This is a genomic window from Halogeometricum sp. S1BR25-6 (assembly GCF_031624495.1).
Taxonomy (GTDB): Archaea; Halobacteriota; Halobacteria; order Halobacteriales; family Haloferacaceae; genus Halogeometricum; species Halogeometricum salsisoli.
In genome coordinates this window covers 1149408-1173245 of record NZ_JAMQOP010000001.1, presented here as the reverse complement: position 1 = coordinate 1173245, position 23838 = coordinate 1149408, and the positions used below count along the sequence as shown (strand labels likewise).

Annotated in this window: 24 protein-coding genes; 11 read left to right on the top strand and 13 right to left on the bottom strand. The window is 66.8% G+C overall.

Going from position 1 to position 23838, the window contains the following annotated elements; translation table 11 throughout:
* Positions 1–18: 18 nt before the first annotated feature.
* The 11 genes from NDI76_RS06105 to NDI76_RS06055 form a co-directional block, all read right to left on the bottom strand.
* The gene (locus NDI76_RS06105; protein ID WP_310923116.1) at positions 19–1788 is read right to left on the bottom strand and encodes a Na(+)/H(+) antiporter subunit D; all 1770 of its coding nucleotides are present in this window, start codon (positions 1786–1788) and stop codon (positions 19–21) included.
* Positions 1788–3554: a cation:proton antiporter gene (locus NDI76_RS06100; RefSeq protein ID WP_310923115.1), complete on the bottom strand. Its 1767-nt coding sequence runs from the start codon at positions 3552–3554 to the stop codon at positions 1788–1790. The genes NDI76_RS06105 and NDI76_RS06100 overlap by 1 nt, the downstream gene beginning before the upstream one ends.
* On the bottom strand, positions 3551–5065 hold the full coding sequence (locus tag NDI76_RS06095) for a monovalent cation/H+ antiporter subunit D family protein (RefSeq protein WP_310923114.1): 1515 nt from the start codon (positions 5063–5065) through the stop codon (positions 3551–3553). The genes NDI76_RS06100 and NDI76_RS06095 overlap by 4 nt, the downstream gene beginning before the upstream one ends.
* Positions 5058–5414, bottom strand: coding sequence for a cation:proton antiporter subunit C (locus tag NDI76_RS06090; RefSeq protein WP_310923113.1), 357 nt, complete (start codon positions 5412–5414; stop codon positions 5058–5060). The genes NDI76_RS06095 and NDI76_RS06090 overlap by 8 nt, the downstream gene beginning before the upstream one ends.
* The gene (locus NDI76_RS06085) at positions 5411–5896 is read right to left on the bottom strand and encodes an MnhB domain-containing protein (RefSeq protein WP_310923112.1); all 486 of its coding nucleotides are present in this window, start codon (positions 5894–5896) and stop codon (positions 5411–5413) included. The genes NDI76_RS06090 and NDI76_RS06085 overlap by 4 nt, the downstream gene beginning before the upstream one ends.
* Complete coding sequence (locus NDI76_RS06080; protein ID WP_425498333.1) at positions 5893–6429, bottom strand: DUF4040 domain-containing protein; 537 nt, start codon at positions 6427–6429, stop codon at positions 5893–5895. Before NDI76_RS06080 ends, NDI76_RS06085 begins: the two co-directional genes overlap by 4 nt.
* Positions 6426–6746: a monovalent cation/H(+) antiporter subunit G gene (mnhG, locus tag NDI76_RS06075; protein ID WP_310923111.1), complete on the bottom strand. Its 321-nt coding sequence runs from the start codon at positions 6744–6746 to the stop codon at positions 6426–6428. The genes NDI76_RS06080 and mnhG overlap by 4 nt, the downstream gene beginning before the upstream one ends.
* Entirely contained in the window at positions 6746–7021 is a 276-nt protein-coding gene (locus NDI76_RS06070) for a cation:proton antiporter (RefSeq protein WP_310923110.1), read from the bottom strand. Before NDI76_RS06070 ends, mnhG begins: the two co-directional genes overlap by 1 nt.
* Complete coding sequence (locus tag NDI76_RS06065) at positions 7018–8058, bottom strand: monovalent cation/H+ antiporter subunit E (RefSeq protein WP_425498332.1); 1041 nt, start codon at positions 8056–8058, stop codon at positions 7018–7020. The genes NDI76_RS06070 and NDI76_RS06065 overlap by 4 nt, the downstream gene beginning before the upstream one ends.
* Positions 8059–8422: 364 nt before the next feature.
* Positions 8423–10600 (bottom strand): amino acid permease, encoded by a 2178-nt coding sequence (locus tag NDI76_RS06060; RefSeq protein ID WP_310923108.1) that lies wholly within the window; start codon positions 10598–10600, stop codon positions 8423–8425.
* The gene (locus tag NDI76_RS06055; RefSeq protein WP_310923107.1) at positions 10597–11022 is read right to left on the bottom strand and encodes an NAD(P)-binding protein; all 426 of its coding nucleotides are present in this window, start codon (positions 11020–11022) and stop codon (positions 10597–10599) included. The genes NDI76_RS06060 and NDI76_RS06055 overlap by 4 nt, the downstream gene beginning before the upstream one ends.
* Positions 11023–11238: 216 nt before the next feature.
* On the opposite strand from NDI76_RS06055, the gene NDI76_RS06050 reads away from it, so the two are divergent.
* The 10 genes from NDI76_RS06050 to NDI76_RS06005 all read left to right on the top strand — a co-directional run bounded on the left by NDI76_RS06050 (position 11239) and on the right by NDI76_RS06005 (position 21603).
* Positions 11239–11742 (top strand): Lrp/AsnC family transcriptional regulator, encoded by a 504-nt coding sequence (locus NDI76_RS06050; RefSeq protein WP_310923106.1) that lies wholly within the window; start codon positions 11239–11241, stop codon positions 11740–11742.
* 234 nt (positions 11743–11976) lie between these two features.
* Positions 11977–12375 (top strand): hypothetical protein, encoded by a 399-nt coding sequence (locus NDI76_RS06045; protein WP_310923876.1) that lies wholly within the window; start codon positions 11977–11979, stop codon positions 12373–12375.
* Positions 12376–12469: 94 nt separating this feature from the next.
* Positions 12470–13036: a hypoxanthine/guanine phosphoribosyltransferase gene (gene hpt / locus NDI76_RS06040; RefSeq protein ID WP_310923105.1), complete on the top strand. Its 567-nt coding sequence runs from the start codon at positions 12470–12472 to the stop codon at positions 13034–13036.
* 206 nt (positions 13037–13242) lie between these two features.
* Positions 13243–15141 (top strand): ABC transporter substrate-binding protein, encoded by a 1899-nt coding sequence (locus NDI76_RS06035; RefSeq protein WP_310923875.1) that lies wholly within the window; start codon positions 13243–13245, stop codon positions 15139–15141.
* 68 nt (positions 15142–15209) lie between these two features.
* Positions 15210–16184, top strand: coding sequence for an ABC transporter permease (locus NDI76_RS06030; protein WP_310923104.1), 975 nt, complete (start codon positions 15210–15212; stop codon positions 16182–16184).
* The gene (locus NDI76_RS06025; RefSeq protein WP_310923103.1) at positions 16184–17371 is read left to right on the top strand and encodes an ABC transporter permease; all 1188 of its coding nucleotides are present in this window, start codon (positions 16184–16186) and stop codon (positions 17369–17371) included. Before NDI76_RS06030 ends, NDI76_RS06025 begins: the two co-directional genes overlap by 1 nt.
* Before the next feature lie 2 nt (positions 17372–17373).
* Positions 17374–18609 carry an ABC transporter ATP-binding protein gene (locus NDI76_RS06020; RefSeq protein WP_310923102.1) on the top strand — a complete coding sequence of 412 codons (1236 nt, stop codon included), beginning with the start codon at positions 17374–17376 and terminating at the stop codon, positions 18607–18609.
* A complete protein-coding gene (locus NDI76_RS06015) occupies positions 18602–19933 on the top strand; it encodes an ABC transporter ATP-binding protein (protein ID WP_310923101.1) in 1332 nt (443 codons plus the stop codon). The genes NDI76_RS06020 and NDI76_RS06015 overlap by 8 nt, the downstream gene beginning before the upstream one ends.
* Before the next feature lie 67 nt (positions 19934–20000).
* A complete protein-coding gene (locus NDI76_RS06010; protein WP_310923100.1) occupies positions 20001–20693 on the top strand; it encodes a type 1 glutamine amidotransferase domain-containing protein in 693 nt (230 codons plus the stop codon).
* A 58-nt stretch (positions 20694–20751) separates the two neighbouring features.
* Positions 20752–21603 (top strand): SRA domain-containing endonuclease, encoded by an 852-nt coding sequence (locus NDI76_RS06005; protein ID WP_310923099.1) that lies wholly within the window; start codon positions 20752–20754, stop codon positions 21601–21603.
* A gap of 4 nt (positions 21604–21607) precedes the next feature.
* Here the strand turns inward: NDI76_RS06005 and NDI76_RS06000 are convergent, their stop codons facing one another.
* Positions 21608–21907: a transcriptional regulator gene (locus NDI76_RS06000; RefSeq protein ID WP_310923098.1), complete on the bottom strand. Its 300-nt coding sequence runs from the start codon at positions 21905–21907 to the stop codon at positions 21608–21610.
* Between the two features lie 137 nt (positions 21908–22044).
* On the opposite strand from NDI76_RS06000, the gene NDI76_RS05995 reads away from it, so the two are divergent.
* The gene (locus NDI76_RS05995) at positions 22045–23004 is read left to right on the top strand and encodes a nucleotidyltransferase family protein (protein ID WP_310923097.1); all 960 of its coding nucleotides are present in this window, start codon (positions 22045–22047) and stop codon (positions 23002–23004) included.
* 46 nt (positions 23005–23050) lie between these two features.
* Here NDI76_RS05995 and NDI76_RS05990 read toward each other — a convergent pair whose 3' ends face one another.
* Positions 23051–23815, bottom strand: a complete 765-nt coding sequence (locus tag NDI76_RS05990; RefSeq protein ID WP_310923096.1) for a diphthine--ammonia ligase — start codon at positions 23813–23815, stop codon at positions 23051–23053.
* Between the last annotated feature and the right edge of the window lie 23 nt (positions 23816–23838).

The following is a 23838-nucleotide window of genomic DNA, read 5'->3' as shown; positions in this document are numbered from 1 at the left end:
CGACCGGTCCGGGCGCGGTCAGACGAACATCAAGACGAGGACGCTCAGGATGACGAGCGTCACGAGTGCGACGCTCGTACCGATGTCGGCCCGCATCGGAACGTCCTCTCGGTCCGTAGAGCGCGCCACGACCGCGCGGGGGTCTCTCGCCGCGTCGCCGACGCCGTGCGCGACCCGCACCGCCGCCCGGTCGACCGCGGCGTACAGTTCCGTGACGCCGACGACGACCGCGCGCGTTCCGTACAGCGCCGCGGGGTTGTAGAGGCTGTCGACGTCGGGGACGCGACCCACCTTCGACAGCGGTTTCTTGATGAGGACGAACCCGACGAGGCCGATGGCGGCGAGCGCCAGTCCCTCGATGACGTGGTCGACCGTGTACGTGACGTACTCGTGCGAGACGACGGCTTCGGTGGTCACGTCGTAGGGGAGGATGGCGAACAGCGCCGAGTCGACGACGCCGAAGAACACGCAGAGCGCGGCGACGGCGACCATCGCGACCGTCTGTCCGCGGTTGGCGTCGTCGACGCTACCCTCGTACTCGCCGTGGAAGAAGGCGTAGTAGCCGAACTTGATGAACGAGAGGAACGTCCCGACGCCCCCGACGAGCAACAGGAGTTCCAAGGTGTGGAAGTCGCCGACTGCGACGGGTCCGGCCGGGAAGTCGTAGTGGCTCGCCGAGATGATGATCCCCTTGCTGACGAAGCCGTTGAACAGGGGGAAGCCGGCGATGGAGAGGGCGGCGACGGTAAAGCAAACGGCGGTTATCGGCATCTCGCGGCCGAGACCGCCGAGTTTCTTCAGGCTCTCCCTGCCGGTCCGGTAGATGACGACGCCGGCGGTCATGAACAGGAGTCCCTTGTAGAGGATGTGGTTGAACACGTGGGCCATCGCGCCGGCCTGACCGAGCGCGCTACCGATGCCGACGCCGGCGACCATGTAGCCGACCTGCGACTGGATGTGATAGGAGAGCAGCCGCCGCATGTCGTTCTGGAACAGCGCGTAGGTCGCCCCGAAGACGGCCATGATGCCGCCCATGTAGGCGATGGCGACGTTGCCGTCCGGGAACGCCCGGTACATCCCGTAGACGCCCGTCTTCGTCGTGAACACGCAGAGGAAGACGCTCGCGGCGACGTGCGGCCGCGGGTAGGTGTCGGGCAACCAGGCGTGGAGGCCGACGAACCCGACGTTGACGCCGATGCCGACGGCCGCGAGCACGGGCGCGACGGGGCCCGCCATTCCGCCGGCCGTGGCGGTGAACAGGAACGAGCCGACCTCGGCGTAGTGCCACGCGACGGCGCCCAGCAGGAGCGTCCCGCCGATACCGTGCAGGAGGGCGTACCGGTAGCCGGCGCGCACCGCCCGGCCGCCGTAGTGCCACACGAGGAGCGTGCTCGTGACGGCCATCAGCTCCCAGAAGAAGATGAGCGACAGCCAGTCGCCGCCGAAGACGGCGCCGAGACTCGTCCCGACGTACGAGAGGGCGAAGGCGGTCTGAAGCGCCGACGCCTCGGAGTACCACGAGTAGAGGACGCCCACCGCGCCGATGAACCCGAATATCAGCCCCATCAGCGTCGAGAAGGGGTCGACGTTGTACAGCACCGCGTCGAAGCCGAACAGCTGTACGGGGAGATGCTGCCCCTCGGGGGTCAGCCAGACGTACGGGACGACGACGGCCGTCGCGAGGATGCCGAGGACGTGACCCGCGCGTCGGCCGACGAGCGGAAGCAGCACCGCCGCCAGCAGCACGGGCACGAACGGCGGAACGAGCGGGACGAGGGAGTCGACCATCAGACCGCCACCCCCGTTACGCCCTCGACGACCAGTCTCACGATTCGCAGGAAGACGGCGGCGTCAGGGACGACGCCGAGAACTATCGACCCCGTCATCGCGAACAGGATCGGACCCAGCATGAACCACGTCGACTCGTCGCCGTTCCAGCGGCGGTGCTCCCAGGCGGGGCTGGCGTCGTGACCGTGCTCGGTGCGGATGTGCGCGGCCGCCTGGATTCGGTCCATCGTCCCCTGTCCCTCGTGGTCGGAGGCGTACCCGTGGTCGTCGCTCTCGACGTCCGCGGCCGCGGAGGTGCCGCCGCCGTTGGTCGCGTCCTCGTCGTCAGCGGGGGCGTTCCCGCCGTCGGTGGCCGCGTCGGGGTCCGAGCCGGATTTCGACGCGCCGAACCGGCCGCCGAGCACGTGCTCGACGACGGGTTTCTCGTCGCTGTCGGCCGGCGCCTCGAAGAAGGCGGCGTAGACCACCGGCCAGAAGTACGCGATGTTGAGCACGCCCGAGACGAGCAGCGCGGCCGTGAACACGATATCGCCCGCCTGAATCGTCCCGATGAGCAGGAAGTACTTGCTGACGAACCCCGCGACGAGGGGAATCCCGGCCATCCCGAGCGCCGCCACGCCGAAGGCGGTCATCGTCAGGGGCATTCGCTTTCCGATGCCGGCCATGTTGCTGATGTCGTCGGTGTGCGTCTCGACGTGAATTGCCCCCGCACAGAGGAACAGGGTGAGCTTCATGAACGCGTGCGCGGGGATGTGCAGGAGGCCGCCGACGAGCGACAGCGGGTTGAGGACGGCCAGCCCGAGGACGATGTAGGATAGCTGACTCACCGTCGAGAACGCCAGCCGCCGCTTGAGGTTGTCCTGCCGGAGCGCGATGATGCTGGAGACAACCAGGGTGATCGCCGCCACGGAGGCCAACAGCACGCCGAGACCGAGGTCGGAGAGCAGTCCGGGACCGTACACGTCGAGCACGATTCGGGCGATGCCGAACACGCCGGACTTGACGACGGCGACCGCGTGCAGGAGTCCCGAGACGGGCGTCGGCGCGACCATCGCGTCGGGGAGCCACGAGTGAAGCGGCATGAGCGCGGCCTTCACCCCGAAGCCGGCGGCCAACAGCGCGAACGCGGCCCGCGCGAACACGGGGTCGGCGGCTCCCAGTCCGGCGATACCGCCGGGAGTGAACGCCGTCGTCCCCGTCGTCCAGAACACCAGCACCGTCCCGGCGAGGACAGCGACCCCGCCGCCGAACGTGTACGCGAGGTACTTGCGCCCGGCGGCGCGGGCCTCCGCCGTCTCGTCGTGCGCGACGAGCGGGTAGGTCGCCACCGTGAGCAGTTCGTAGAAGACGAACAGCACGATGAGGTTCGCCGAGAAGGCGATTCCGATGGCCGCCGAGAGGCTCCCCGCGAACGCCGCGAAGTAGCGCGTCTGGTTGTGCTCGGACAGTCCGCGCATGTATCCGACGCTGTAGAAACTCGTCACGAGCCACAGCAAACTCGCCAGCAGACCGAACAGGATGCCGAGCGGGTCGGCCCTGAGCGCGAACTGCACTCCCGGCAGGAATGTCCCGAGGTTCGTCACGTACACCGTCCCCCCGAGGACGCCCGGGACCATGCTCCCGACGACGCCGAGTTTCGTCACGGCGGCGAGGAAGGTCCAGCCCTCCCGGAGGTTCGGGCGCCCGGCCGAAGCGAGAATCGGGACGATGGCGACGGCCGAAACGAGCACTGCGACGATCGGTCTGAGTGAGGCGACTTCTGTCATGCGAGGAGACGCGCGATGGTTGGTTCAAGAAGCTGTCCGTACTCGAACGCGGCGACGCCGAGGACGACCGCGAGGACGGCGGCGAGCACCACCGTCGCTCGCATGCCGGTCGAGACGGGGGGGCGTCCGGCGTCGTCTCCCTCCCCGTCGGTGACCAGCGTCTCGTCGGACGCCGTCTCGGCTCTCGCGTCGGCGTCGGGCGACTCGCGGAAGTATATCCGCTCGAGCACGCGCGCGAAGTACGCCAGCGTCAGCAGCGTACTCAGGAGGAGGACCGCGACGAGCGGCCACGCCCGTGCCTCGACGGCGCCCAGGGCGATGTACCACTTGCCGACGAACCCGACCGCCGGCGGGACGCCGACCATCGCGAGCGCGAGGACCCCGAACGCGGTCGAGCCGACCGGGAAGCGTTCGGCGAGCCCCCGGTAGTCGTCGACCGTCCGAGCGTCGGTTTCGTCAGCGATGAGTCCGCTCGTCAGGAACAGTCCGCCTTTCATCACCGCGTGGCCGACGAGGTGGATCATCGCGCCCGTCAGCGCGGTCCCGTTGGCCACCGCGACGGCGCCGACGATGAGTCCGAACTGGGAGACCGAGGAGTAGGCGAGCATGCGCTTTATCTCGCGCTGCGTGACCGCGAGGACGCTCCCGGCGACGATGCTCACGACGGCGGCGGCGACGAGGACGGTCTGCGCGAACGGGTTGGCGGCCAGGAACTCCACGGTGAAGACCGTGAAGACGATCCGAATCAGGGCGTATGCCGCGATGGTCGAGACGAGCGCCGAGATGAGGGCGCTCACCGAGTCCGGCGCGCCGGCGTAGGCGGCCGGCTGCCAGGTGTGGATCGGGAACACCGCGATTTTGACGAACAGACCGACGACGAGGAGGCCGAACGACGCCCGGACCAGCGGCGACCCGTAGCCCACCGCCGCGAGTTGCGCCGAGAGGTCGGCCATGTTGAGCGTCCCCGTCGCGACGTACGCGAACCCGATTCCGAGCAGGAACAGCGACGCGCCGACCGTCCCGACGAGGAGATACTTGAGCGCGGCGCGGGCCGAGCGCCCGCCCTCGCCGCTGGCGACCAGCGCGTAGGCGGCCAGCCCCGTAATCTCCAAGAAGACGTACATGTTGAACACGTCGGCGGTGATGCTCATCCCCGACAGTCCGGCGAGAAGCAGCAGGTACGTCGCGTAGAACGCGTTCGACCGCGGCCCCGCGACTCGCGCGTACCCGAGGACGCCGAGGGCGACGACGGCCACGAGCACGACCATCGTCGCGGACAGACCGTCGATGACGAGTTCGATGCCGAACGGCGCGGAGAACCCACCGACGACGTACTGGACCGGCTGTCCGCCGAACGCGCGAACCGCGAGGACGGCGGCCATGGCGGTCTGGAGGAGAGCCGTACAGACGGCGATGGGCCACCCGCTCCGGGAGCGGACGAGGCCCGCGAGCAGCGCCACGACCGAACCGAGAAGCGGCACCGCGACGAGGAACGGCGGGAGGTCATTCATCGGAGGTCACCTTCCGGATGGCGTCCTCGTTCAGGGTGCCGTACTCCTCGTAGATGCGAACGATCAGTCCGAGGGCGACGGCGGTGAGGCTCACGCCGACGACGATGGCGGTCAGTATCAGCACGTGCGGCAGCGGACTGACGTAGGGCTCCGGGGCCGTCAGGAGCGGGGGACTCGCCCCGTCGACGAACGCGGTCACGATGAAGAACAGGAAGATGCCCGTCTGGAAGACGTTCATCCCGATCACCTTCTTCACCAGGTTCGCGTTCCCGATCATCATGTAGGCGCCGAGACCCAACAGCAGGAACGACACGAGGTAGTAGATCCGAGAGACCAGAAAGTCGATCACTGTGTATCACTCCAGTTGTTTCGTAGTCCGGAGGCGATGACGAAAAAGAGGCCGGTTACGATCCCGGAGACGACGAGACCGATGGCCAGTTCGACGAACTCGATTCCGTACTTCGTGGCGTGGTAGAAGCCGTACGCACTGTACTCTAAGAACCCGCCGCCGAGCAGCACCGAACCCATCCCGGTCAAGAGGAACGCGAGGACGCCGAGGCAGATCATCACGATGGGAAGCTTCGGTCCGATCCAGTCGCGGGTCGCCTCGATTCCGAACGCGATACCCAGCATGATGACGACGGTCCCGACGATGACGCCCCCCTGGAAGCCGCCGCCGGAGGAGTCCGCCCCGTGGAACATCACGAACAGTCCGAGCGTGAAGACGAACGGCATGATCACGCGGACGGTCGTCATGATGAGCGGACTCTCGACGTACGGTGATTGCCGCTCGGTCGACTCGGTCTCGGGCGTCTCGGTGTCCGTGCTCATTCGAATACCTCCTTTTTGAGGACGACGAGGAGGCTGACCCCCGCCGCGTAGACGACGGCGGCCTCCCCCATCGTGTCGAACCCGCGGTACGCCGCGAGGACGGCCGTCACGGCGTTCTGCACTTCGGTCACCTCGTAGGCGTTCTCCAGGTAGTACCTCGTCACGTCGTCGGTCACGACCGCCGTGTCGGCGGCGCCCACCGGCGGAAGCGCGACCAGCGTCGTCGAGAGGACGGCGACGAGGGCGATTGCGACCGCCGCCGCGCGGTAATCAATGCGCTCTATGGTGCGCTCGTCGGTCGGACGGGTCGTCTTCGCGATTGTCAACAGGAACAGTATCGTCATCACGCCGGCGCCGACCGCCGCTTCCGTGAGCCCGACGTCGGGCGCGCGGAGGTACACCCAGACGATGGCGATGCCCAGGCTGTACGCGCTGAACGCGATGATCGCACTGAGCACGTCCCGGAGGAACGCCGTCGCGAAGGCGCAACTCACGACGAACACGAGCAGGGCGACCTCTATCGCTTCGATCACTGCTCACCCCCCTCCGCGTCCTCGGTCCACGGGTCGATACCCTGCTCGGCCGCCGCCCGAACGATGGCGTGTGCGGCGGTCGGATTCGTGATGAACATGAACAACAACAGGAGCGCCGTCTTGACCGTCGACAGGCCGCCGTCGAACGCTATCGTCACGGCCGCGAGCGTCAGGACGGCCCCGAGCGTCTCGCTCTTCGAGGTGCTGTGCGCCCGCGTGTAGAGGTCGGGGAGGCGGACGAGTCCGACGACGGCGACGATGGCGAAGAAGACGCCGCCGGCGAGCAGCGCGACGACCGCGATCTCTCGCGGGGTCATCAGAGTACCCCTCCCCGCTCGACGGTGAACTTCGAGATGGCGATGCTCAACAGGAAGTTCAACAGCGCGTACACGAGAGCGATGTCCAGCGCTCCCGGTTCGCCGATGGCGGCCGCCAACAGCGCGATGACGATCACCACGTTCGACCCGACGACGTTGACCGCGATGACGCGGTCGGGCATGGTGGGTCCCCGGACGATCCGAAAGACGCCGACCAGCGAGGTGAGAACGAACACGGCGGCGGCGGTCAACAACACGTCCTCGACGAACGTCATTGCTCTTCGTCCTCCGCTCGTTGGCGTTCGAGGGGCGTCTGGATGCGCGCGGCCGCCCGTCCGTAGAAGACGAACCGGACCGCCCGTTCGAGGGCGCCGGAGAACAGGTCGTCGCGCGAGTCGCCGGTGAGCGTGTGCACCGTGAAGTGCTGCCGCGAGACGTCGACCGTCAGCGTCCCGGGGGTGAGCGTGATGCTGTTGGCGAGCGTCGTGACGGGCAACGCGGACCAGACGGCCGCGTCGAACTCGACCACCTCGGGGTCGATCGGCAGGTCGGGGTGAAGCACGACGTACGCGATGGTCACGTTCGCCTTCGCGATCTCCCACAGCAGGTACGGCACGTACAGGGCGAACCGACCGGCCTGCTTTGCGGTCCGAACCGGCTCCAGCGGCGTGGTGAGAGAGATTCCCCACAGCGCCACGGAGACGATGGCCGCGGTGATCGCTCCCGTGACGAGTTCGAACACGGCGAACGAGCCGGCGAGCAACAGATAGAAGCCGTAGGAGACGACGAACAGGCTGAGAAACTGCGCGATCGTTCCGCGCTGCACCAAGAGCGGATTGCGCCGCTCCCGCCCGACCGGCGCCTCCTCCACCTCGATTCCGCCCCGGCGAACCTCGTTCTCCAGCGGCGGGAGCAGCGGCGCCGTCCCGAGGGGGTTGAATCCGGGGTCGAACACGACGGTGTCGAGGTCGTTCTTCCGGGCGTACTGCACGAGTACGTCCGCGTAATCACCGGGGCTGAACAGATACTGTCGGGTGCCGATGGTCGCCGTCTCGAAAGCCACCGCCTCCTCGTCGTCGCCGCGGTCCTCCTCGGCCCAGACGCTCACCCGTTCGAGGAGCGACCGGCCGGTCTGCGTCTCCTCGGTCTCCGAACCGGCCGTGACCCGTTCGGAGAGCGGATAGACGAAGTGGACCGACGCCTGCGAACCGGTTTCTTCGGCGCGTTCGATGGCTCGACGGACGGCGAACTCGACCGTACTCCGGAGCGTCCCCGACTCCGAGACCGGAACGAGTAGTCGAGAGCTGGTCAACGAAACCACCTCATCGGCGAGAAATTCTGGTTCGAACGGGAACGAGATCGATAGTCCTTGAAACCAACATCTAACGTGAATTCTTCGACCGAGGCCGTTAAGCGTTTCTTTTCCCCGGGCCCCTTGTCGCGGGTTCGACCGCCAGAGCGGCTGTGAGGACGGTTGCGAGGCGGGGAGCGAAGGGCGCGCGGGGCTCGGTCGGCCCGCACGGTCGCGACCGGGCGACTCTCGGGTCTCGCTCCGCCGAGCGGGGTTCGCCCGGCCGGGGGAGTCGACCCGTCCGCCGACGGCCCGTCGTCCGACCGCGGTCGTCGTTCGATTCGCCGGGGGACGGCGCGCCGTGGAATCGGTGTCGCGAGCATGTTCAGAACGTGAGGCGTTCGAGGAGTCGGCGCGCGAACCGGGGTCGACCCGACCGGCGCGGATAGACGGTAATCGTCGTGCATCCCGGCGTCGGGATGACCGGACGCTCGTCGAGCAGCGCGTTCCGGAGCCGCTCGTCGGTCCCTCGACGCACCACCAGGTCCGGCGCCGACGGGCGTCCGCCGTCGGCCCTGATCGACTCCGCGCGAACCGGCGCCGAGAGCATCCGGGAAAGCTCCGACTGGTAGTCCTCGATCGTGCGCTCGTACTGGTCGGAGTCCTTCCGGTCGGCGGGGTACCACAGCGAGACGCCGCTCCCGTTCGCCGCGGCGAGGGCCTCCGTGACGTTCACCGCCAGCGGGAGGTACGGACCCCCGTCCCCGGAGAGGGCGATGCGCTCCGGCGCGTCGTACCCGAGGTTGTCCACGAGGAGCACCTCGCAGGGGGCGTGGCGGACGACCCAGTCGATAGGGTCGCCGAGCAGCCGAGACCGGAGCCGAAGCGGTTCGTGCTCGGCCACGACGGTGTCCACCCCGCGGCTCTCCGCGAAGTTGACGACCGCGTGCTTCGTGTCGTGGCTCACTATCTCGTCGGCCTCGACGTCGACGCCCAACTCCGCCGAGAGCCCCTCCATCCGCGTCTCGAAGGAGAGGTCGTCGGACGACTGCACCGCCACGTCCTCGGTGAGCGGAGCCTGGTCGGGAACCTCCTCGAAGCGGACGACGACCACGCGGCCGTCGTCGGGTCGGACCAGGTCCGCGGCGATGGCGACCAGCGACCGCTCGCGACTCTCGTCGAGGTTCTTCGTCAGCGCGACGAGGACCTCGCGGGCGGAGTCGTCGATTCCCGTCTCGGTCTCCGCGAGCACGTCTCTGCCGACGCGCCGGCGGACCGCGTCCGTCGCCGCCCCTTCGCGGTTCACCCGCGGCCGGACGTAGAGGAGGTACCAGCCGACGCTGCCGACTGTGATGACGGCCGCCCCGACGAGGGCGACCGTCCCCATCTGCGTCAAGAGGAGGGCCCCGGTGACGGCGCCGAACACCTGCATCCACGGGTACAGCGGCGACGTGAACTCGGGTTCGTACTCGGCGCTTCCCTCGCGGAAGGCGACGACGGCGAGGTTGATGAGGCCGAACACGAGTATCTGGAAGGCGCTGGCGAGTTTCGCGATGTCGAGGATGGGGACGAACGCGATGAGCACCAACAGTACCGCGCCGGTGAGCGTGATGGAGGTCACCGGCGTTCCGAACCGCTCGCTCACCGTCGAGAGCGAGGGCGGCGCGAGTTTGTCCCGGCTCATGGCGAACGGATACCGCGAGGAGGAGAGGATGCCCGCGTTCGCCGTCGAGATGAGCGCGAGGATGGCCGCGAGGATGACCGCGACGACGCCGGCCTGACCGAGCGTCGCCTCCGCGGCGACCGCGACCGGCGTCAGCGACCCGGCGACGCTGCCCGGCGTCGTCACTCCGACGAGCACCGCCACGATACCGACGTACAGGACCGTCGTGAACGCGAGCGACCCGAGTATCCCGATGGGGATGTTCCGACCGGGGTCCTCGACCTCCTCGGCGACGCTCGCGACCTTGGTGACGCCGGCGTACGAGACGAACACCAGGCCGGTGGCGGCGAGGAGGCCGCCGACGCCGGCGTCGAAGAAACCGGCGTAGTTGGCCGACTGGACGCCGGGGGCGCTCCCGGCGGCGAACCAGCCGAGGGCTGCGAGCATGACGACGACGATGGCGACCTGGAGCCGCCCCGTCTGCTTGGCGCCGACCACGTTGATGAGTATCAGCACCGCCGCCAACCCCAGCGCGACCGGTTTCAGCGGGAGGTCGAACAGCAAGAGCAGGTACGGAACGCCGCCGACCAGCGCGAGCGCCCCCTTGAACGAGAGGGAGAACCACGTCCCGACGCCGGCGATGGTGCCGAGCAGCGGACCCATCCCCCGCTCGATGTAGATGTACGTTCCGCCGGCTTCGGGCATCGCGGTCGCCATCTCGGACTTCGAGAGGGCGGCCGGCACGACGAGCAGGCCCGCGAGCGCGTACGCGAGTATCACCATCGGCCCCGCGATTTCGAGCGCGAGGGCCGGGAGGATGAAGATGCCGCTGCCGATCATCGCCCCGATGCTGATCGCGAGGACGGACGGGAGGCCGAGGTCGCGTTCCAGTTCCTTCACACGACCTCACCCACCGCGTCGGACAGCGTCGTCGTCACGCAGAACGACTCGTGACCCGCGTCCGTGAAGAGCGAGCGCCGTTCGGGGTCGTTGACGAACGCGATGACCCGCGGACCGTCGAACCGGGCCCGGACGAGTTGTGCGATGAGCAGGTTCCGGCGGTCCGACCGCGTCGCGACGACGACCGTCGAGTCGCTCTCCACTCCGGACTCCGAGAGGACGTCGACCACCGCCGGGTCCCCGGTCACGCCGGGGATGTCTCGGGATTCGTAGGACTCGTCGACGATGACGACCCGGTGGCCGCCGTCCCGCAACCGCTCGGCGATGGCGGTGCCGACGTGGGCGCCGCCGAGAACGTAGTGGGTGGCCTGGGCAGTCTCCTCTGCGCCGTCGAATGGCTGGGTTGTCTCTGTTCCGGTCATGGGGGATAGATCGTGTGTTCGTCGAATCAATCTCGTTCTCTCTCGTCGACGGGAGGCAATAAATTAGCGGGTTATTTTGACGGGTCGACGATTGATACGTCATAGATGTCGGTTACCGTCATAATATGTGCGGCGACGCTCGCGCCTCGCGGGTGAACGACGGACCGGGCAACAGAACAAGACTATACCGTTCGAGCGCGCCACCATCCACCATCGATGAAAGACGGCGAACTGGACTCCGTCGACCGGCACATCTTATACTACCTCCAGCAGGACGCGAGGGCGACGTCCTCCACGGACATCGCGGAGCAACTCGGCCTGTCGTCGAGCACCGTCCGAACGCGACTCAACAAGCTGGAAGACAGCGGAATTATCCGCGGCTACCACGTCGACATCGACTACGACCTCGCCGGGTACCCGCTGTACACTAAGATCATCTGCACGGCGCCCGTTCCGGACCGGGACGCGCTCGCGAACGGGGCGAGGGACATCCGGGGCGTGACGGCCGTCCGCGAGATTATGACCGGGGAGCGCAACGTCTACGTGAACGCCATCGGGCGGAACCACGACGACCTCAACCGAATCAGCAAGGAACTGGACGCGCTGGGGCTCAAAATCGCCGACGAACAGCTGATCCGCGACGAGTTCATCTGCCCGTACCAAGGATTCTTAGACGAGGACGAGGAGGCGGGACTGTCCGACGCGGACGACGACGCCTGACTCGGACCCGATTCCGTCGGAACCGGCCGCCGTCGCGTCCGACGGCGCCGCACCGACGGCGCCGCACCGACAGCTCGCTCGACGAACTATTCCTATCTCGCAAACATTTCTCCTAAGATTTATACATTCATAGAAAAATCAAGGCATCGTGAATATTCCAGGCGTGGATTCGGGGGATGGGAGACTCCCGCGTCGGGACGAGGGAGAAGGCGTATGATACGTGACCCCGCCCAGATGAAGAGCGCGAACTGGCCCGGTCCGAACCGCGACGTAACGATGCGGACGTTGCGTCGGGCGGCCGACGAACCGTTGGACCTCGTCGCCGTCTACGGCGCGACGTCGTTCGACCTGTTTCACGTGAGCGACGCGCTCTCGGCGTCGTACGGCGACCGACCGTCGCTCACCGCGACCATCTCGAAGTTGGCCGAGGAGATGCGCGAGGAGTTCGTCCGATACGGCCTGTTCGCAGGTCTGCGCCCGACCCAGAAGCGCGTGGAGTACAAATCGGGGATGCTCGACGGCCGGAAACTGCTTCAGGTGTACTGTGGCGGCCGCGGGATGGTTCTCCTGGTCCATCCCGGCGAACGCGAAGAACCACTCGTCCGCGCCGCGATGGAACTGCTCGGCATCTGAGCGACCGCGTGAGGCGGTGGCACGAACCGTGCGGACGGCTCGTACGCGGGGAACGAACCGCCAGCTTTTATTCCCGAACCGATGAACCGGCGACATGGACCAGTTGCGGCGGTCGCTCCTCGAAGCGCCGATTATCGAGAAAGGGGACTACGAGTACTTCGTCCACCCCATCAGCGACGGGGTGCCGATGCTCGAACCCGGCCTCCTCCGCGAGATAGTCATCCGGATCATCCGGAAGGCCGACCTCGAAGACGTCGACAAGATCGTCACCCCGGCGGCGATGGGCATCCACATCTCGACCGCCGTCTCGCTGATGACCGACATTCCCCTCGTCGTCATCCGCAAGCGCCAGTACGGTCTCGACGGCGAGGTGTCTTTGAGCCAGCAGACCGGTTACTCGGAGAACGACATGTACATCAACGACGTGTCGGCGGGCGACCGCGTCCTCGTCCTCGACGACGTACTCTCGACGGGCGGGACGATGTGCGCCGTGCTCGACGCCCTGAAGTCGACGGGCGCGGACGTCGTCGACACCGTCGCCGTCATCAAGAAGGCCGGCCCGAACGAACTCGACGACACCGACCACCACGTCAAGACGCTCATCAACGTCGCCGTCGAGGACGGCGAAGTGGTCATCGTCGACGAGGACGGCGACGACTGACCGCCCCGGTTGACGCCCCGTTTCGCCGAACCAGTCGTAAACAGTAAACCGTGATATATTCTGCCCGACGAACCTTCCGTTCGTCTACTCTGTAGGATATCCTCGACCACCCGTCCAACAACGTTAGAAATCACCGAACGAGTTCCTACCGAATCGCTCCGGAAGAGTGATAACGCGCTGTCTATTTTTTCCAGACTGTGTCACGGATGCACGAACGAGGCGGCGACGGCGAGCGAAACGGAATCAACCGTCGGAGCTGGCTCAAAGCGCTAGGTGTGGCAGGCGTGACCGGACTAGCCGGCTGTAGCGGCGACGACGGGAACGCGAGCACGGGGACGGAGTCGGCGACCGCGACCGACGGCTCCGAACTCGGGACCGCGGAGGGGACGAACACCGCGATGGACGAACTCCCCGACGTCAGCGGCACGTACCGAACGGACATCTCGGGGTCGCTGGCGACGCTGAACCCGCTGTACAACAACGAACAGGGCGCGGCGGACGTCGTCTCCTACGCGCTCGATTTGGGCTACGGCTTCCGGCCCGGCACGGAGTACTTCCCCCAACTGTACGACCTGACGACCGACGGCGGCGACGTGTGGGTCGCCAGCGTCCGCGAGGGACTGCAGTTCGGCGGCGACTACGGCGAGGTGACCGCCGAGGACTTCGTCTATCAGATCACGGAACTCCACCAGAGCGACTGGGCCGCGACGGCCGACGCCTCCTCGTGGCCGAGCGAGGTGAACGTCGAGCAGACCGGCACCTACGAGTTCCAGATCGAACTTCCGAACCCGAACCCACTGTACCCCGAGACGTACGACCCTCTCCTCTACCCGGTTCCCAAGGCCCTCCTCGAACCGTTCGTCGGCGAGCAGGACGCCCAAGGATTGGAGAACAACCCGGAACTCACCGAACTCCAATTCGTCGAGGGGGGGAACCTCGGCGCGTACTCGCTCGACCAGTGGAACCGGTCGAGCAATATCACGTTCACCCGAAACGAGAACTACTACCTCAGGGAGGCCGAAGACGTGCCGGACCGCTTCGGCAACGCCCCCTACTTCGAGGAACTCGAAGTGCAGGTCACCCAGGAGCAGGCGGCCCGCCTGGGTGCGCTCGAAGCGGGACAGACCGACAGCGTCGCGGTGCCGCCGAACCGCGTCACCGAGTTCGACGGGATGGACGGCGTCGACGTCTACCAGATTCCCCAGCCGTTCAACGAAGTCTGCGTCTACAACATGCGCGACAACGGCTGGAATGCGGGTCCCGGCAACCTCTTCCAGAAGAAGAAGTTCCGACAGGGACTCGGCTGTGCGGTCAACAAGCAGGCGCTCGTTCAGGGCGTGTTCCGCGACTACGCGCAGGTGCAGTACACCTGGCAGCCCCAGTGGTCGCAGTGGTACCCCGACGAGAGCGAAATCATGCAGTTCGGGACGGGCGACCTCTACGGTCCGGAGGCGACGCGAAGCCGGATTCGAGAGGCCATCTCCGACACCGACTACAGCTACGGCAACGACGGGCAACTGCTCACCCCGAGCGGCGACCAGGTCGAACTGAGCCTGTACCACAGCGCCGGGCAGAACACCGAGCGCAACATGGCCCAGTACATCGCACAGGAGTTCGGCGACAACGCCGGGATTCAGGTGAACGTGCAGGCCATCGACGGCACCCAGTTCACCAACAACTACTGGCAGCAGCAGGTCCCCGACGACCCGGACCAGTACGAGTGGTCCAACGGGCCGTACAACGCCGGCCCCCGCGAGGTGACGAGCGCGAACCCGTGGGACATGAGCGTCGTGTTCGGTCTCAACACCTATCCGCTGAACCCGACGACGGCGAGCGTGTTCTTCTCGCGCGACTCCTCGTACAACCCGTACGGCTACTACCCCTCGTGGAACGCCGAGGAACTGTTCCAGCGGGCGAACAGCGCGGCCAGCGAGGAGGAACTCCAGCCCATCTTCACGGAGATATTCAAGAACGTCGCCGAGGACCAGCCGATGGGGATGCTCGCGTTCCCCGCCGACACCGTCGGCTACTCCGCCGGCATCGTCGGCCCCGCGGAGAACTTCTTCAGCGGGTGGGACTTCCCGACGTGGTACCGCAACGAGTAAACTCGCTCCGCGCCCGGTAGACGCATCGCAGACGACCGCCCTTTCAGACAACTTACAGAGACAACAACATGGGACTCGGATGGTACATCGCTCGTCGGGTCGCGTGGTCGTTCGTCGTCACGTTCATCATCGTCTCGGTGACGTGGGGACTGCTCACCGCCGCGCCGAACCCCGAAGTACAGCAGGCGGCCCAACAGGCCGCGCTCGCGGGCGACAACCCCGCAGAGGCACAGGATAGGGTCCGACAGCTCCGCGGACTGGACAGACCGCTGCACGAACAGTACATCGGCTACATGACCAACATCTACACGCTGAACTGGGGGTGGTCCGACTCTAGGGCACAACCGGTGACGGAGGCGGTGACCGAAGCGCTGTACTACACCGTCCAGTACTCCGTGCCGTGGACGCTGCTCGTCGTCACGCTGGGACCGCTGGTCGGACTCTACTCGTCGGCCAACCAGTACTCCTGGAAGGACCACCTCGCGACGGGGTTCGCCTTCTTCGGCTACGCGATACCGAACTTCTTCTTCGGTATCATCCTCCTCCTCATCTTCGGGGTGGAGTTGGGCTGGATTCCCATCACGTACAACACGGGCGTGCCGGTGTTCAGCGTCGAGAACGCGATTCAGCTCGCGATACCGGTGTTCGTGTTGGTGACAGGGTCCATCGGAGGCATCATGCGCGTCTCGCGCAACGAGTCCTCGGAGTTCATGAACGCCGACTTCGTGAAGACGGCGCGCGCGAAGGGCGTCTCGACGTTCCGCATCTACGCGCGACACGTCCTCAGACCGACGATGGTCCCCCTCTCGACGACGATGGTCGCGCAGTTGCTGGCGCTGTTCACGGGGTCGTCGATACTCGTCGAGGTGGTGTTTTCGATACCCGGTCTCGGGCGACTCCTCTACCGCGCCATCGTCGCCCAGGACACGAGCGTCGTGCTCGGCACGTCGCTGTTTTTCGTGTTCGTCGCGACCATCGGCAACCTCCTGCAGGACCTCGTGTACACCGTACTGGACCCGCGAATCAGCTTCGACGATAGATAATGGCCACGCAAGACTCACCGCGGTTCGACACGGTCGACTGGGACGAGATAACGAGCGAGAGCGGACGGGAGGTGACGAAGAGCCTCGTCGCCCTCGCCGCGATACTCGCGGGACTCGCCGCGCTATTTATCTACGACTACGTCGCCGTCCCCGACCGCACGGCAACGTTCGCCGCCGTCGGCTGGGGCTACGACGTGACGCGGCTCGATTGGCTGCTCGCGCTGTCGCTGCTGTTTGTCGGGTTCTACGGCATCCTTCCCCTGTACCGGAACAAGCGGATGACGCGCTACTACTGGGCGGAGTTCAAGAAGAACCGCCCGGCGGTCGTCAGCCTCGCCTTCCTCGCCGCCGTCTTCGTCGGCGGCATCCTCGGACCGCTCCTTATCAGTCCGCCCGAGTCGGAACTGCTCCGGCAGTTCCAGCCGCCCGTGTTCATGGAGATTCAGCGGAACTACGTCATCGAGTGCGTCGGCGAGGCCGCCGGCGGCGTCTGTCAGGGGACGTGGCAGCACCCGCTCGGAACCACCCCCGACGGGCGCGACATCTTCGCGATGATCGTGTACGGGATGCAGGTATCGATGAAAGTCGGACTCATCGCGACGCTGATGGCCGTCGTCATCGGCGCGAGCGTCGGTACTGTCAGCGCGTACGCCGGCGGGATGGTCGACGAGGTGCTGATGCGCTACGTCGACGTCCAGCAGTCGTTCCCGACGCTCGTGCTCTACCTGCTCATCATCTACACGTGGGGCGGCGACCTGTTCACGATGGTCATCCTGTTTGGCCTGTTCTCGTGGGAGGGGACCGCGCGCTACGTGCGGAGTAACGCGCTCGCGAAGACCCAAGAGGAGTACATGAAGGCGAGTCGTCTCAGCGGCGCCGGAACGTACCGCACCATCCGACGACACCTCGTCCCGAACACCGCGAGCAGCATCATCACCGACGCGACGCTGCTGATTCCGGCGTTCCTCCTCGCGGAGGCGCAGTTGTCGTTCCTCGGACTGGGCGATACGAGCGTCGCGTCGTGGGGCCAACTCATCAGCATCGGACGGGACCACCTCTCGTACGCGCCGTGGATCACGCTGGCGCCGGGACTCGTCCTCTTTTTGACCATCCTCGCGTTCAACTTCCTCGGCGACGCGCTGTTGGACGCGCTGAACCCCGAGGCGCGCGCGGAGGCGGAGTCGTGAACATGAATCCGAATACAGCCACGAACACGAACGCAAATGCGAACGCGCGCACGGACAGACCGCTGCTCTCGGTCGAGGGCCTGCGGACGACGTTCGACACCGACGCCGGCCTCCTCACCGCCGTCGACGGCGTCGACTTCGACGTCCGCCGGGGCGAGACGGTCTGCATCGTCGGCGAGTCGGGAAGCGGGAAGACCGTCGCCAGCGAGTCGGTGACGCGGCTGATTCCCTCGCCGCCGGGAACCGTCGAGGGGTCGATTCGGTTCGGCGAGATAGAGACCGTCCGCGAGTTCGCCGAGCGGTTCCCGAAGCGGGTGGTCGACGCCGCCGACCCGACCGGTCGCGGCGAGGCCGACCCCGCCCCCAACGACGACCGGTTCGTCGTCGTCGAGGAGCGGACGAACGGCGAGATAACCCGCGGCTACGTGGACCTCGCGCGCGCGCCGGAATCGGCGCTGCGGCGCGTCCGAGGGGCTGACATCAGCCACGTGTTTCAGAACCCGCAGGACGCGCTCAACCACTGCTACACGGTGGGCTGGCAGATCGTCGAGGCGATTCAGGTCCACGAGGACGTCGGGAAGAAGGCGGCCAGAGAGCGGGCGGTCGACCTCCTAGAGCGAGTCGGCATCGCCAACGCCGCGGCGCGGTTCGACGACTACCCGCACGAGTTCTCCGGCGGGCAGAAACAGCGCGTGATGATCGCGATGGCGCTGGCCACGAACCCGGACCTGCTCGTCGCCGACGAACCGACGACGGCGCTGGACGTGACCGTTCAGAGCCAGATTCTGGACCTCGTCGCCGACCTCCAGCAGGAGTACGGCATGGGCATCCTGTTCATCACGCACGACCTCGGCGTCGTCGCGGAGATAGCCGACCGGGTCGTCGTCATGTACGCCGGGAAGGTGATGGAGCGCGGCGACGTCTACGAGATATTCGAGACCCCCTCGCACCCGTACACGCGCGCGCTCATCGACTGTCTCCCCGGCGGGGGCCGAGCCGCCGGCGGCATCGAGGGGACGCTTCCGAACCCGGTCGACCCGCCCGACGGCTGTCGGTTCGCCCCCCGCTGTCCGCACGCGGTCGAGGAGTGCACCGTCGGCGAGCAGCCGCCCGAACACGTCCTCTCGGAGAGTCACCGCGTCTCCTGTGTGTACTACGGCGAGGGGTTCGACGAGTCGGCCATCGTCGGGTCGACCGACGACGAACCGACGGCGACCGGGAGGACCGCCGATGACTGACCGACCGCTCCTCTCGGTCCGGAACCTGGAGAAGCACTACCCCATCACCGAGGGTATCCTCTCCCGGCAGGTCGGCGCCGCGCGGGCCGTCGACGGCATCAGCTTCGACATCGCGCGCGGGGAGACGCTCGGCCTCGTCGGCGAGTCCGGGTGCGGGAAGTCGACCGCGGCGTCGTCCATCGTCCGGTTGGAGGAGCCGACGGGGGGACAGGTGCTGTTCGACGGCGGCCGCGGCGAGGGTCCGCGGGACGTCACGCAGTTCGACGAAGCGGAACTGAAGGCGTTCCGCCGGGACGCGCAGATGATCTTCCAAGACCCCTCCTCCAGCCTCGACCCGCGGATGACGGTCGGAAGCTCCGTCGCCGAGTCGCTCGCGGTCCACGGGATGACGGACAGAGCGCGGCGCCGCGAAATAGTCGAGAACCTCCTCGAAGACGTCGGCCTCTCGGCGGGCGACTACGACCGCTACCCCCACGAGTTCTCCGGCGGGCAGAAACAGCGCATCGGCCTCGCCCGAGCGCTCGTGCTCAACCCGGAACTGGTCATCGCCGACGAACCGGTGAGCGCACTCGACGTCTCCGTCCGCGCGGAGATACTCTCGCTCGTCGACCGCCTGCAGGAGCGCTACGGGCTGTCGATGCTGTTCATCAGCCACGACATGTCCGTCGTCAGAGACGTCTGCGACCGGGTCGCCGTCATGTACCTCGGCAAAATCGTCGAAATCGGGGAGACCGAGGAGGTGTTCTCGAACCCGCAGCACCCCTACACCGAGGCGCTGCTCTCGGCGATTCCGACGCCGGACCCGAGACAGCGACGGAAGGGAATCGACCTGACGGGGAAGGTGCCGAGTCCCGTCGACCCGCCGTCGGGGTGTCGGTTCCACACGCGCTGTCACCGCGTGATTCAGTCCGACGAGTACGACCTCGAACAGTCCCACTGGCGCTCGCTCCTGAACTTCCGCGACGAGGTGGTCGCCGGCGCCGTCGACGTCGAGGCGGTCCGCGAGTCCGTCGACGCGGACCGAGACAACGGGGGCGACGAAACGGCGCCGGACGCGGCCGTCGAACGGGAGATTCGGGACGACTTCGGCCTCCCCGACCGACTGTCGGACGACGCGGCCGAGCGACGCCTCGGGGACGCGTTCGACCTGCTGGTGAACGGAGCGGAGGCGGAAGCCGGGGAAGCGCTCGCGTCGGCGTTCGTCACCCCGTGCGAGGAGTCGACACCCGAGTTCACCGACCACGGGGACGGTCACCGCTCTGCGTGCTTTCTCACCGCCCGCGACGAACGCGCGCTGGAACGGCCGGCGAACGTCGAGCGGTAGCGCGAAGGGGAACGGGGGTTCCGGTGCCGGGTCGCTTTTTCCTCGCGCGTCCGTACGGGGAGACACCATGTCAGATACGACAGCGCTGTTCATCGTCAGCGAGGCGGGCTACTGGGGCGAAGAGTGCACCGAGCCGTTGACCACGCTCTCGGACGCCGGCGTCGACGTCACCGTGGCGACGCCGACGGGCGAGAAACCGGTCGTCGACGAGCGCTCGGTCGACCCCGACGAAGTCGGCGAGGAGACGTCCGAGGCAGTGTTGGAGGTCCACGAGAACGACGAACGACTGGCGAACCCCGAACCGATAGCGACGGTGGACGCGACGGACTACGACGTCGTCGTGTTCCCCGGCGGGCACGGCACCGCGTGGGACATCAACCAGGACCGCCACGCCCGGCAGGCGCTCCTGAGCGCCGTCGGCGGCGACGACGGGAAGGCGCTCGTCGTCTGCCACGCCGTCGGCCTGCTCGGCTTCACGCGCGAGGCGGACGGCGGCTTCCTCGTCGAGGACCGCGAGGTCACCGGCTTCCCCAACGAGTGGGAGGAGGGCATCGTCGACGAGAACGACCTGATGCCCGACGGCCGGAAACTCCCCTACTGGGTCGAAGACGAGGTGAAGGCCGCCGGCGGCGTCTGGGACGCCGAACTCGATAAGGACGCGAGCGTCACCGTCGACGGCGACCTCGTGACCGCGCGCGGTCCCGGTTCCTCGCACGCCGCGGCCGAGACGCTGCTCGACGAACTCGGTATCGAGGCGTAGCGCACGGAGACAGTTCGCACGGCCAATCTTTTTGCGGTCGCGGCGGGACCGGAGCGACGTGAGACTCGCGGACCTCGAACTCGAACCCGGCGCCGCGTACGAAGCCGCCGAACTGCGCGAGGCGTTCGACCGGCGGATGACCGGGCGCGGCATCGAAATCTGCTACGACGACGACGACAGACGTCAGCGGTATCTGCGCCTGTTCTCGACCGATGCCGGACCGTACGAGGACGACGTGACCGGCGGTCAGTTCACGTACGTCGGCGAGGGACAGAACGGAGACCAGACGCTCACGGGCGGCAACCGCTACCTGGCGAACGCCGCGGAGTCGCCGCTTCCGATATTCTTCTTCCACCGCGGGGAGGGTGAGTCGGCGTGGGAGTACCAGGGACAGGTCGACGTCTTGGCCTGCGACGAAGTCGAATACGGGGGTCGGACGGTCTACCAGTTCACCCTCCAACGGCGCAGCGAGAAACGAGAGGGAATCGACCGCGAAGAGGCGGCGTCGGACCTCGACGCGCCGGAACGAGTCGAGACGACCCGCACCCGAATCGTCCGGAACACGCCGTTGGCGACGGCGTTGAAGCGCCGGTACGATTTCGCGTGCCAAGTGTGCGGAGAGACGCGACGGCGGGGGGCCGGCGAGGACGACGGGTACGCCGAGGCTCACCACGTCAGACCGCTCGGCCGGCCGCACGACGGACCCGACGCCGAGTCGAACCTCCTCGTCCTCTGTCCGAACCACCACGCCGACTTCGACTACGGCACCGTCGCCGTCGACCCCGAATCCTACCGCATCGCGCACGCCTACGACGCCGCCGTCGACGGTGAGACGCTGTTCGTCCGCGGGGACCACGCCCTCGACGCGCGGTTTCTCGACTACCACAACCGCGAGGTAGCCGACTTCTGACTCGTCACTCGATTTTGAACACGGCCTCCTCGATGCGCTCCGAGCGGCAGTCCGGGCACCGCGAGGGGTAGTTCACCGGGTCGTCGAACGCCGAGAAGCCGCACTCGCGGCACTCCGGCGGCGCGACGAGGAACCGCTCGTCGCCCGCCGACTCGACCGACTGGGCGACGTGTCTCAGGTGGTGATACGCCGACGACTGGGAGACGCCCACCGTCTCCGATAGTTCGCTCGCCGTTTGCGGTCCCTCCCGCAGGGCGTCGGCGATTCGCTGCCGCGTCGTCGCGTCCGAGTCCGACTCCGACATGTCCTCGGGTAGGCACCGAGCGGTGGTTAGTCCTTCCGTCCGCTTTCCGATTCGACCCGTCGCAGTGGTTCGAAATTAGTATCACGAAATGGGCAGGATGGGAAAAGAACTTGACAGAGCGGTAAGTCCATTCGAGCATGAAGGCAGTCGTCCTTGCAGGAGGGTACGCGACGCGAATGTGGCCCATCACGAAACACCGCCCCAAGATGTTTCTACCGGTGGGCGAAGAGACGGTGATAGACGTCATCTTCGAGGATCTAGAGGAGGACGACCGTGTCTCGGAGGTGTTCGTCAGCACGAACGAGCGCTTCGAGGAGGTGTTCGAAGAGTACCTCGCGGACTCGCCGTTCGAGAAACCGACGCTCTCCGTCGAGGAGACGGTCGAGGAGGACGAGAAGTTCGGCGTCGTCGGTGCGCTCGAACAACTCATCGACCGCGAGAACGTCGAGGAGGACCTCGTCGTCATCGCCGGCGACAACCTGCTGTCGTTCGACGTGAGCGAGTTCGTCGACTTCTTCGAGGAGAAGAACACCCCCTCTATCGCCGCCTACGACGTGGGGTCGAAGGAGCGGGCTAAATCCTACGGCCTCGTCGAACTGGAGGGCGACCGAGTGGTCAACTTCCAGGAGAAACCCGAGGAACCGAACAGCACGCTCGTCTCTATCGCCTGCTACGCGTTCCCGGCGGAGACGCTGCCGAAGTTCGACGAGTACCTCACCGGCGGCAACAACCCCGACGAACCGGGCTGGTTCATCCAGTGGCTCCAGGGTAAGGGCGACGTACACGCGTTCACGTTCGACGGCGCCTGGTTCGACATCGGGACGCCCGAGAGCTACCTCGACGCGGTGTCGTGGTATCTCGGCGGCGAGAACTTCGTCCACGAGACGGCGAGCGTCGAGAACAGCGACCTCGGCGAGAACGTCCACGTCATGGCCAACAGCGTCGTCGAGGACTCGACGCTGGAGAAGACGGTCATCTTCAAGGACTCCATCATCCGGAACGCGGACATCCGAAACACCATCGTCGACGAGGACACCCACATCGAGAACCTCGACCTCTCGAACGCCCTCATCGGCGCGCACTCGCACCTCGAATAACAACGGGAAGCGGGACGGCGACGACGCCGACCCGCCTCGCCTGCGACTACGCTTCGTCTTCGTTCTCGTTTTTACCCGCACCCGCTCGCTCGCCGAGTCGCGCGTCCGTCACGTCGATGCGGCCGCGCGTCCCCTCCCAGACCGTCTCGTACTCCAGTTCAATGGGGCGGGACATGTGCGGGGCGTCCGTGACGAACGTCTCGAACTCGCCGCCTTCGCCGAGGGGGTGGACGCCGTAGCGCTCCTGCAGTTCGACCAGTTCGTCCAGCGCCTCCCGGTCGAGCGTTCGGCCGAGCCACGACTCGTCGAGACCGTGCGCCGCGACCTGCACGATTGTGATCTCGAACCCGGCGTCGAGCATCGCCTCGCCGAGTTCGCGGGGGTTCTCCCGCCAGAGCGGCGCGAACAGGTCGATGTCGAGGCGGTCGCACATCGCCTGGATGCGGTTCGTCTGGAACTCGCTCTCGATGGCGCCGGCGGTGACGCCCGCGAGGTTGAGGTCCGAAGAGAGGTCCCGAAGCGCCGCTTCGAGCGGTTCGAGTTCGGCGTCGCCCTGTTCGCCCGAGTCCGTCGCGTCCGTCGCTCCGAGGTCCTCGGGCGTCACCTCCACGAGGTCGATGCCGACGCTCTCGGCCGCCAGCGACGCGAGATGCGTCGCCGGGACGTGGTACATGTAGGACTCGGAGTCCTCGCCGGGGTGGACGGTCAGCAGTCGGGTGACGTTCAATCCCGCCTCCAGCGCGCGGTAGAGCGCCCACGAGGAGTCCTTGCCGCCGGAGAAGAGGCCGACCCAGTCGCCGGATTCGGTCATTGGGGGCGGTAGAGCGGAGGCTC

What these genes read in the sequence shown, in the direction of transcription:
- NDI76_RS06010 (WP_310923100.1), top strand. Translation starts at nt 20,001, where the DNA reads ATGTCAGATACGACAGCGCTGTTCATCGTCAGCGAGGCGGGCTACTGG.
- NDI76_RS06100 (WP_310923115.1), bottom strand. Translation starts at nt 3,554, where the DNA reads ATGACAGAAGTCGCCTCACTCAGACCGATCGTCGCAGTGCTCGTTTCG.
- NDI76_RS06000 (WP_310923098.1), bottom strand. Translation starts at nt 21,907, where the DNA reads ATGTCGGAGTCGGACTCGGACGCGACGACGCGGCAGCGAATCGCCGAC.
- NDI76_RS06055 (WP_310923107.1), bottom strand. Translation starts at nt 11,022, where the DNA reads ATGACCGGAACAGAGACAACCCAGCCATTCGACGGCGCAGAGGAGACT.
- hpt (WP_310923105.1), top strand. Translation starts at nt 12,470, where the DNA reads ATGGACCAGTTGCGGCGGTCGCTCCTCGAAGCGCCGATTATCGAGAAA.
- NDI76_RS05995 (WP_310923097.1), top strand. Translation starts at nt 22,045, where the DNA reads ATGAAGGCAGTCGTCCTTGCAGGAGGGTACGCGACGCGAATGTGGCCC.
- NDI76_RS06105 (WP_310923116.1), bottom strand. Translation starts at nt 1,788, where the DNA reads ATGGTCGACTCCCTCGTCCCGCTCGTTCCGCCGTTCGTGCCCGTGCTG.
- NDI76_RS06085 (WP_310923112.1), bottom strand. Translation starts at nt 5,896, where the DNA reads ATGAGCACGGACACCGAGACGCCCGAGACCGAGTCGACCGAGCGGCAA.
- NDI76_RS06070 (WP_310923110.1), bottom strand. Translation starts at nt 7,021, where the DNA reads ATGACGTTCGTCGAGGACGTGTTGTTGACCGCCGCCGCCGTGTTCGTT.
- NDI76_RS06015 (WP_310923101.1), top strand. Translation starts at nt 18,602, where the DNA reads ATGACTGACCGACCGCTCCTCTCGGTCCGGAACCTGGAGAAGCACTAC.
- NDI76_RS06050 (WP_310923106.1), top strand. Translation starts at nt 11,239, where the DNA reads ATGAAAGACGGCGAACTGGACTCCGTCGACCGGCACATCTTATACTAC.
- NDI76_RS06045 (WP_310923876.1), top strand. Translation starts at nt 11,977, where the DNA reads ATGAAGAGCGCGAACTGGCCCGGTCCGAACCGCGACGTAACGATGCGG.
- NDI76_RS06095 (WP_310923114.1), bottom strand. Translation starts at nt 5,065, where the DNA reads ATGAATGACCTCCCGCCGTTCCTCGTCGCGGTGCCGCTTCTCGGTTCG.
- NDI76_RS06020 (WP_310923102.1), top strand. Translation starts at nt 17,374, where the DNA reads ATGAATCCGAATACAGCCACGAACACGAACGCAAATGCGAACGCGCGC.
- NDI76_RS06025 (WP_310923103.1), top strand. Translation starts at nt 16,184, where the DNA reads ATGGCCACGCAAGACTCACCGCGGTTCGACACGGTCGACTGGGACGAG.
- NDI76_RS05990 (WP_310923096.1), bottom strand. Translation starts at nt 23,815, where the DNA reads ATGACCGAATCCGGCGACTGGGTCGGCCTCTTCTCCGGCGGCAAGGAC.
- mnhG (WP_310923111.1), bottom strand. Translation starts at nt 6,746, where the DNA reads ATGACCCCGCGAGAGATCGCGGTCGTCGCGCTGCTCGCCGGCGGCGTC.
- NDI76_RS06035 (WP_310923875.1), top strand. Translation starts at nt 13,243, where the DNA reads ATGCACGAACGAGGCGGCGACGGCGAGCGAAACGGAATCAACCGTCGG.
- NDI76_RS06030 (WP_310923104.1), top strand. Translation starts at nt 15,210, where the DNA reads ATGGGACTCGGATGGTACATCGCTCGTCGGGTCGCGTGGTCGTTCGTC.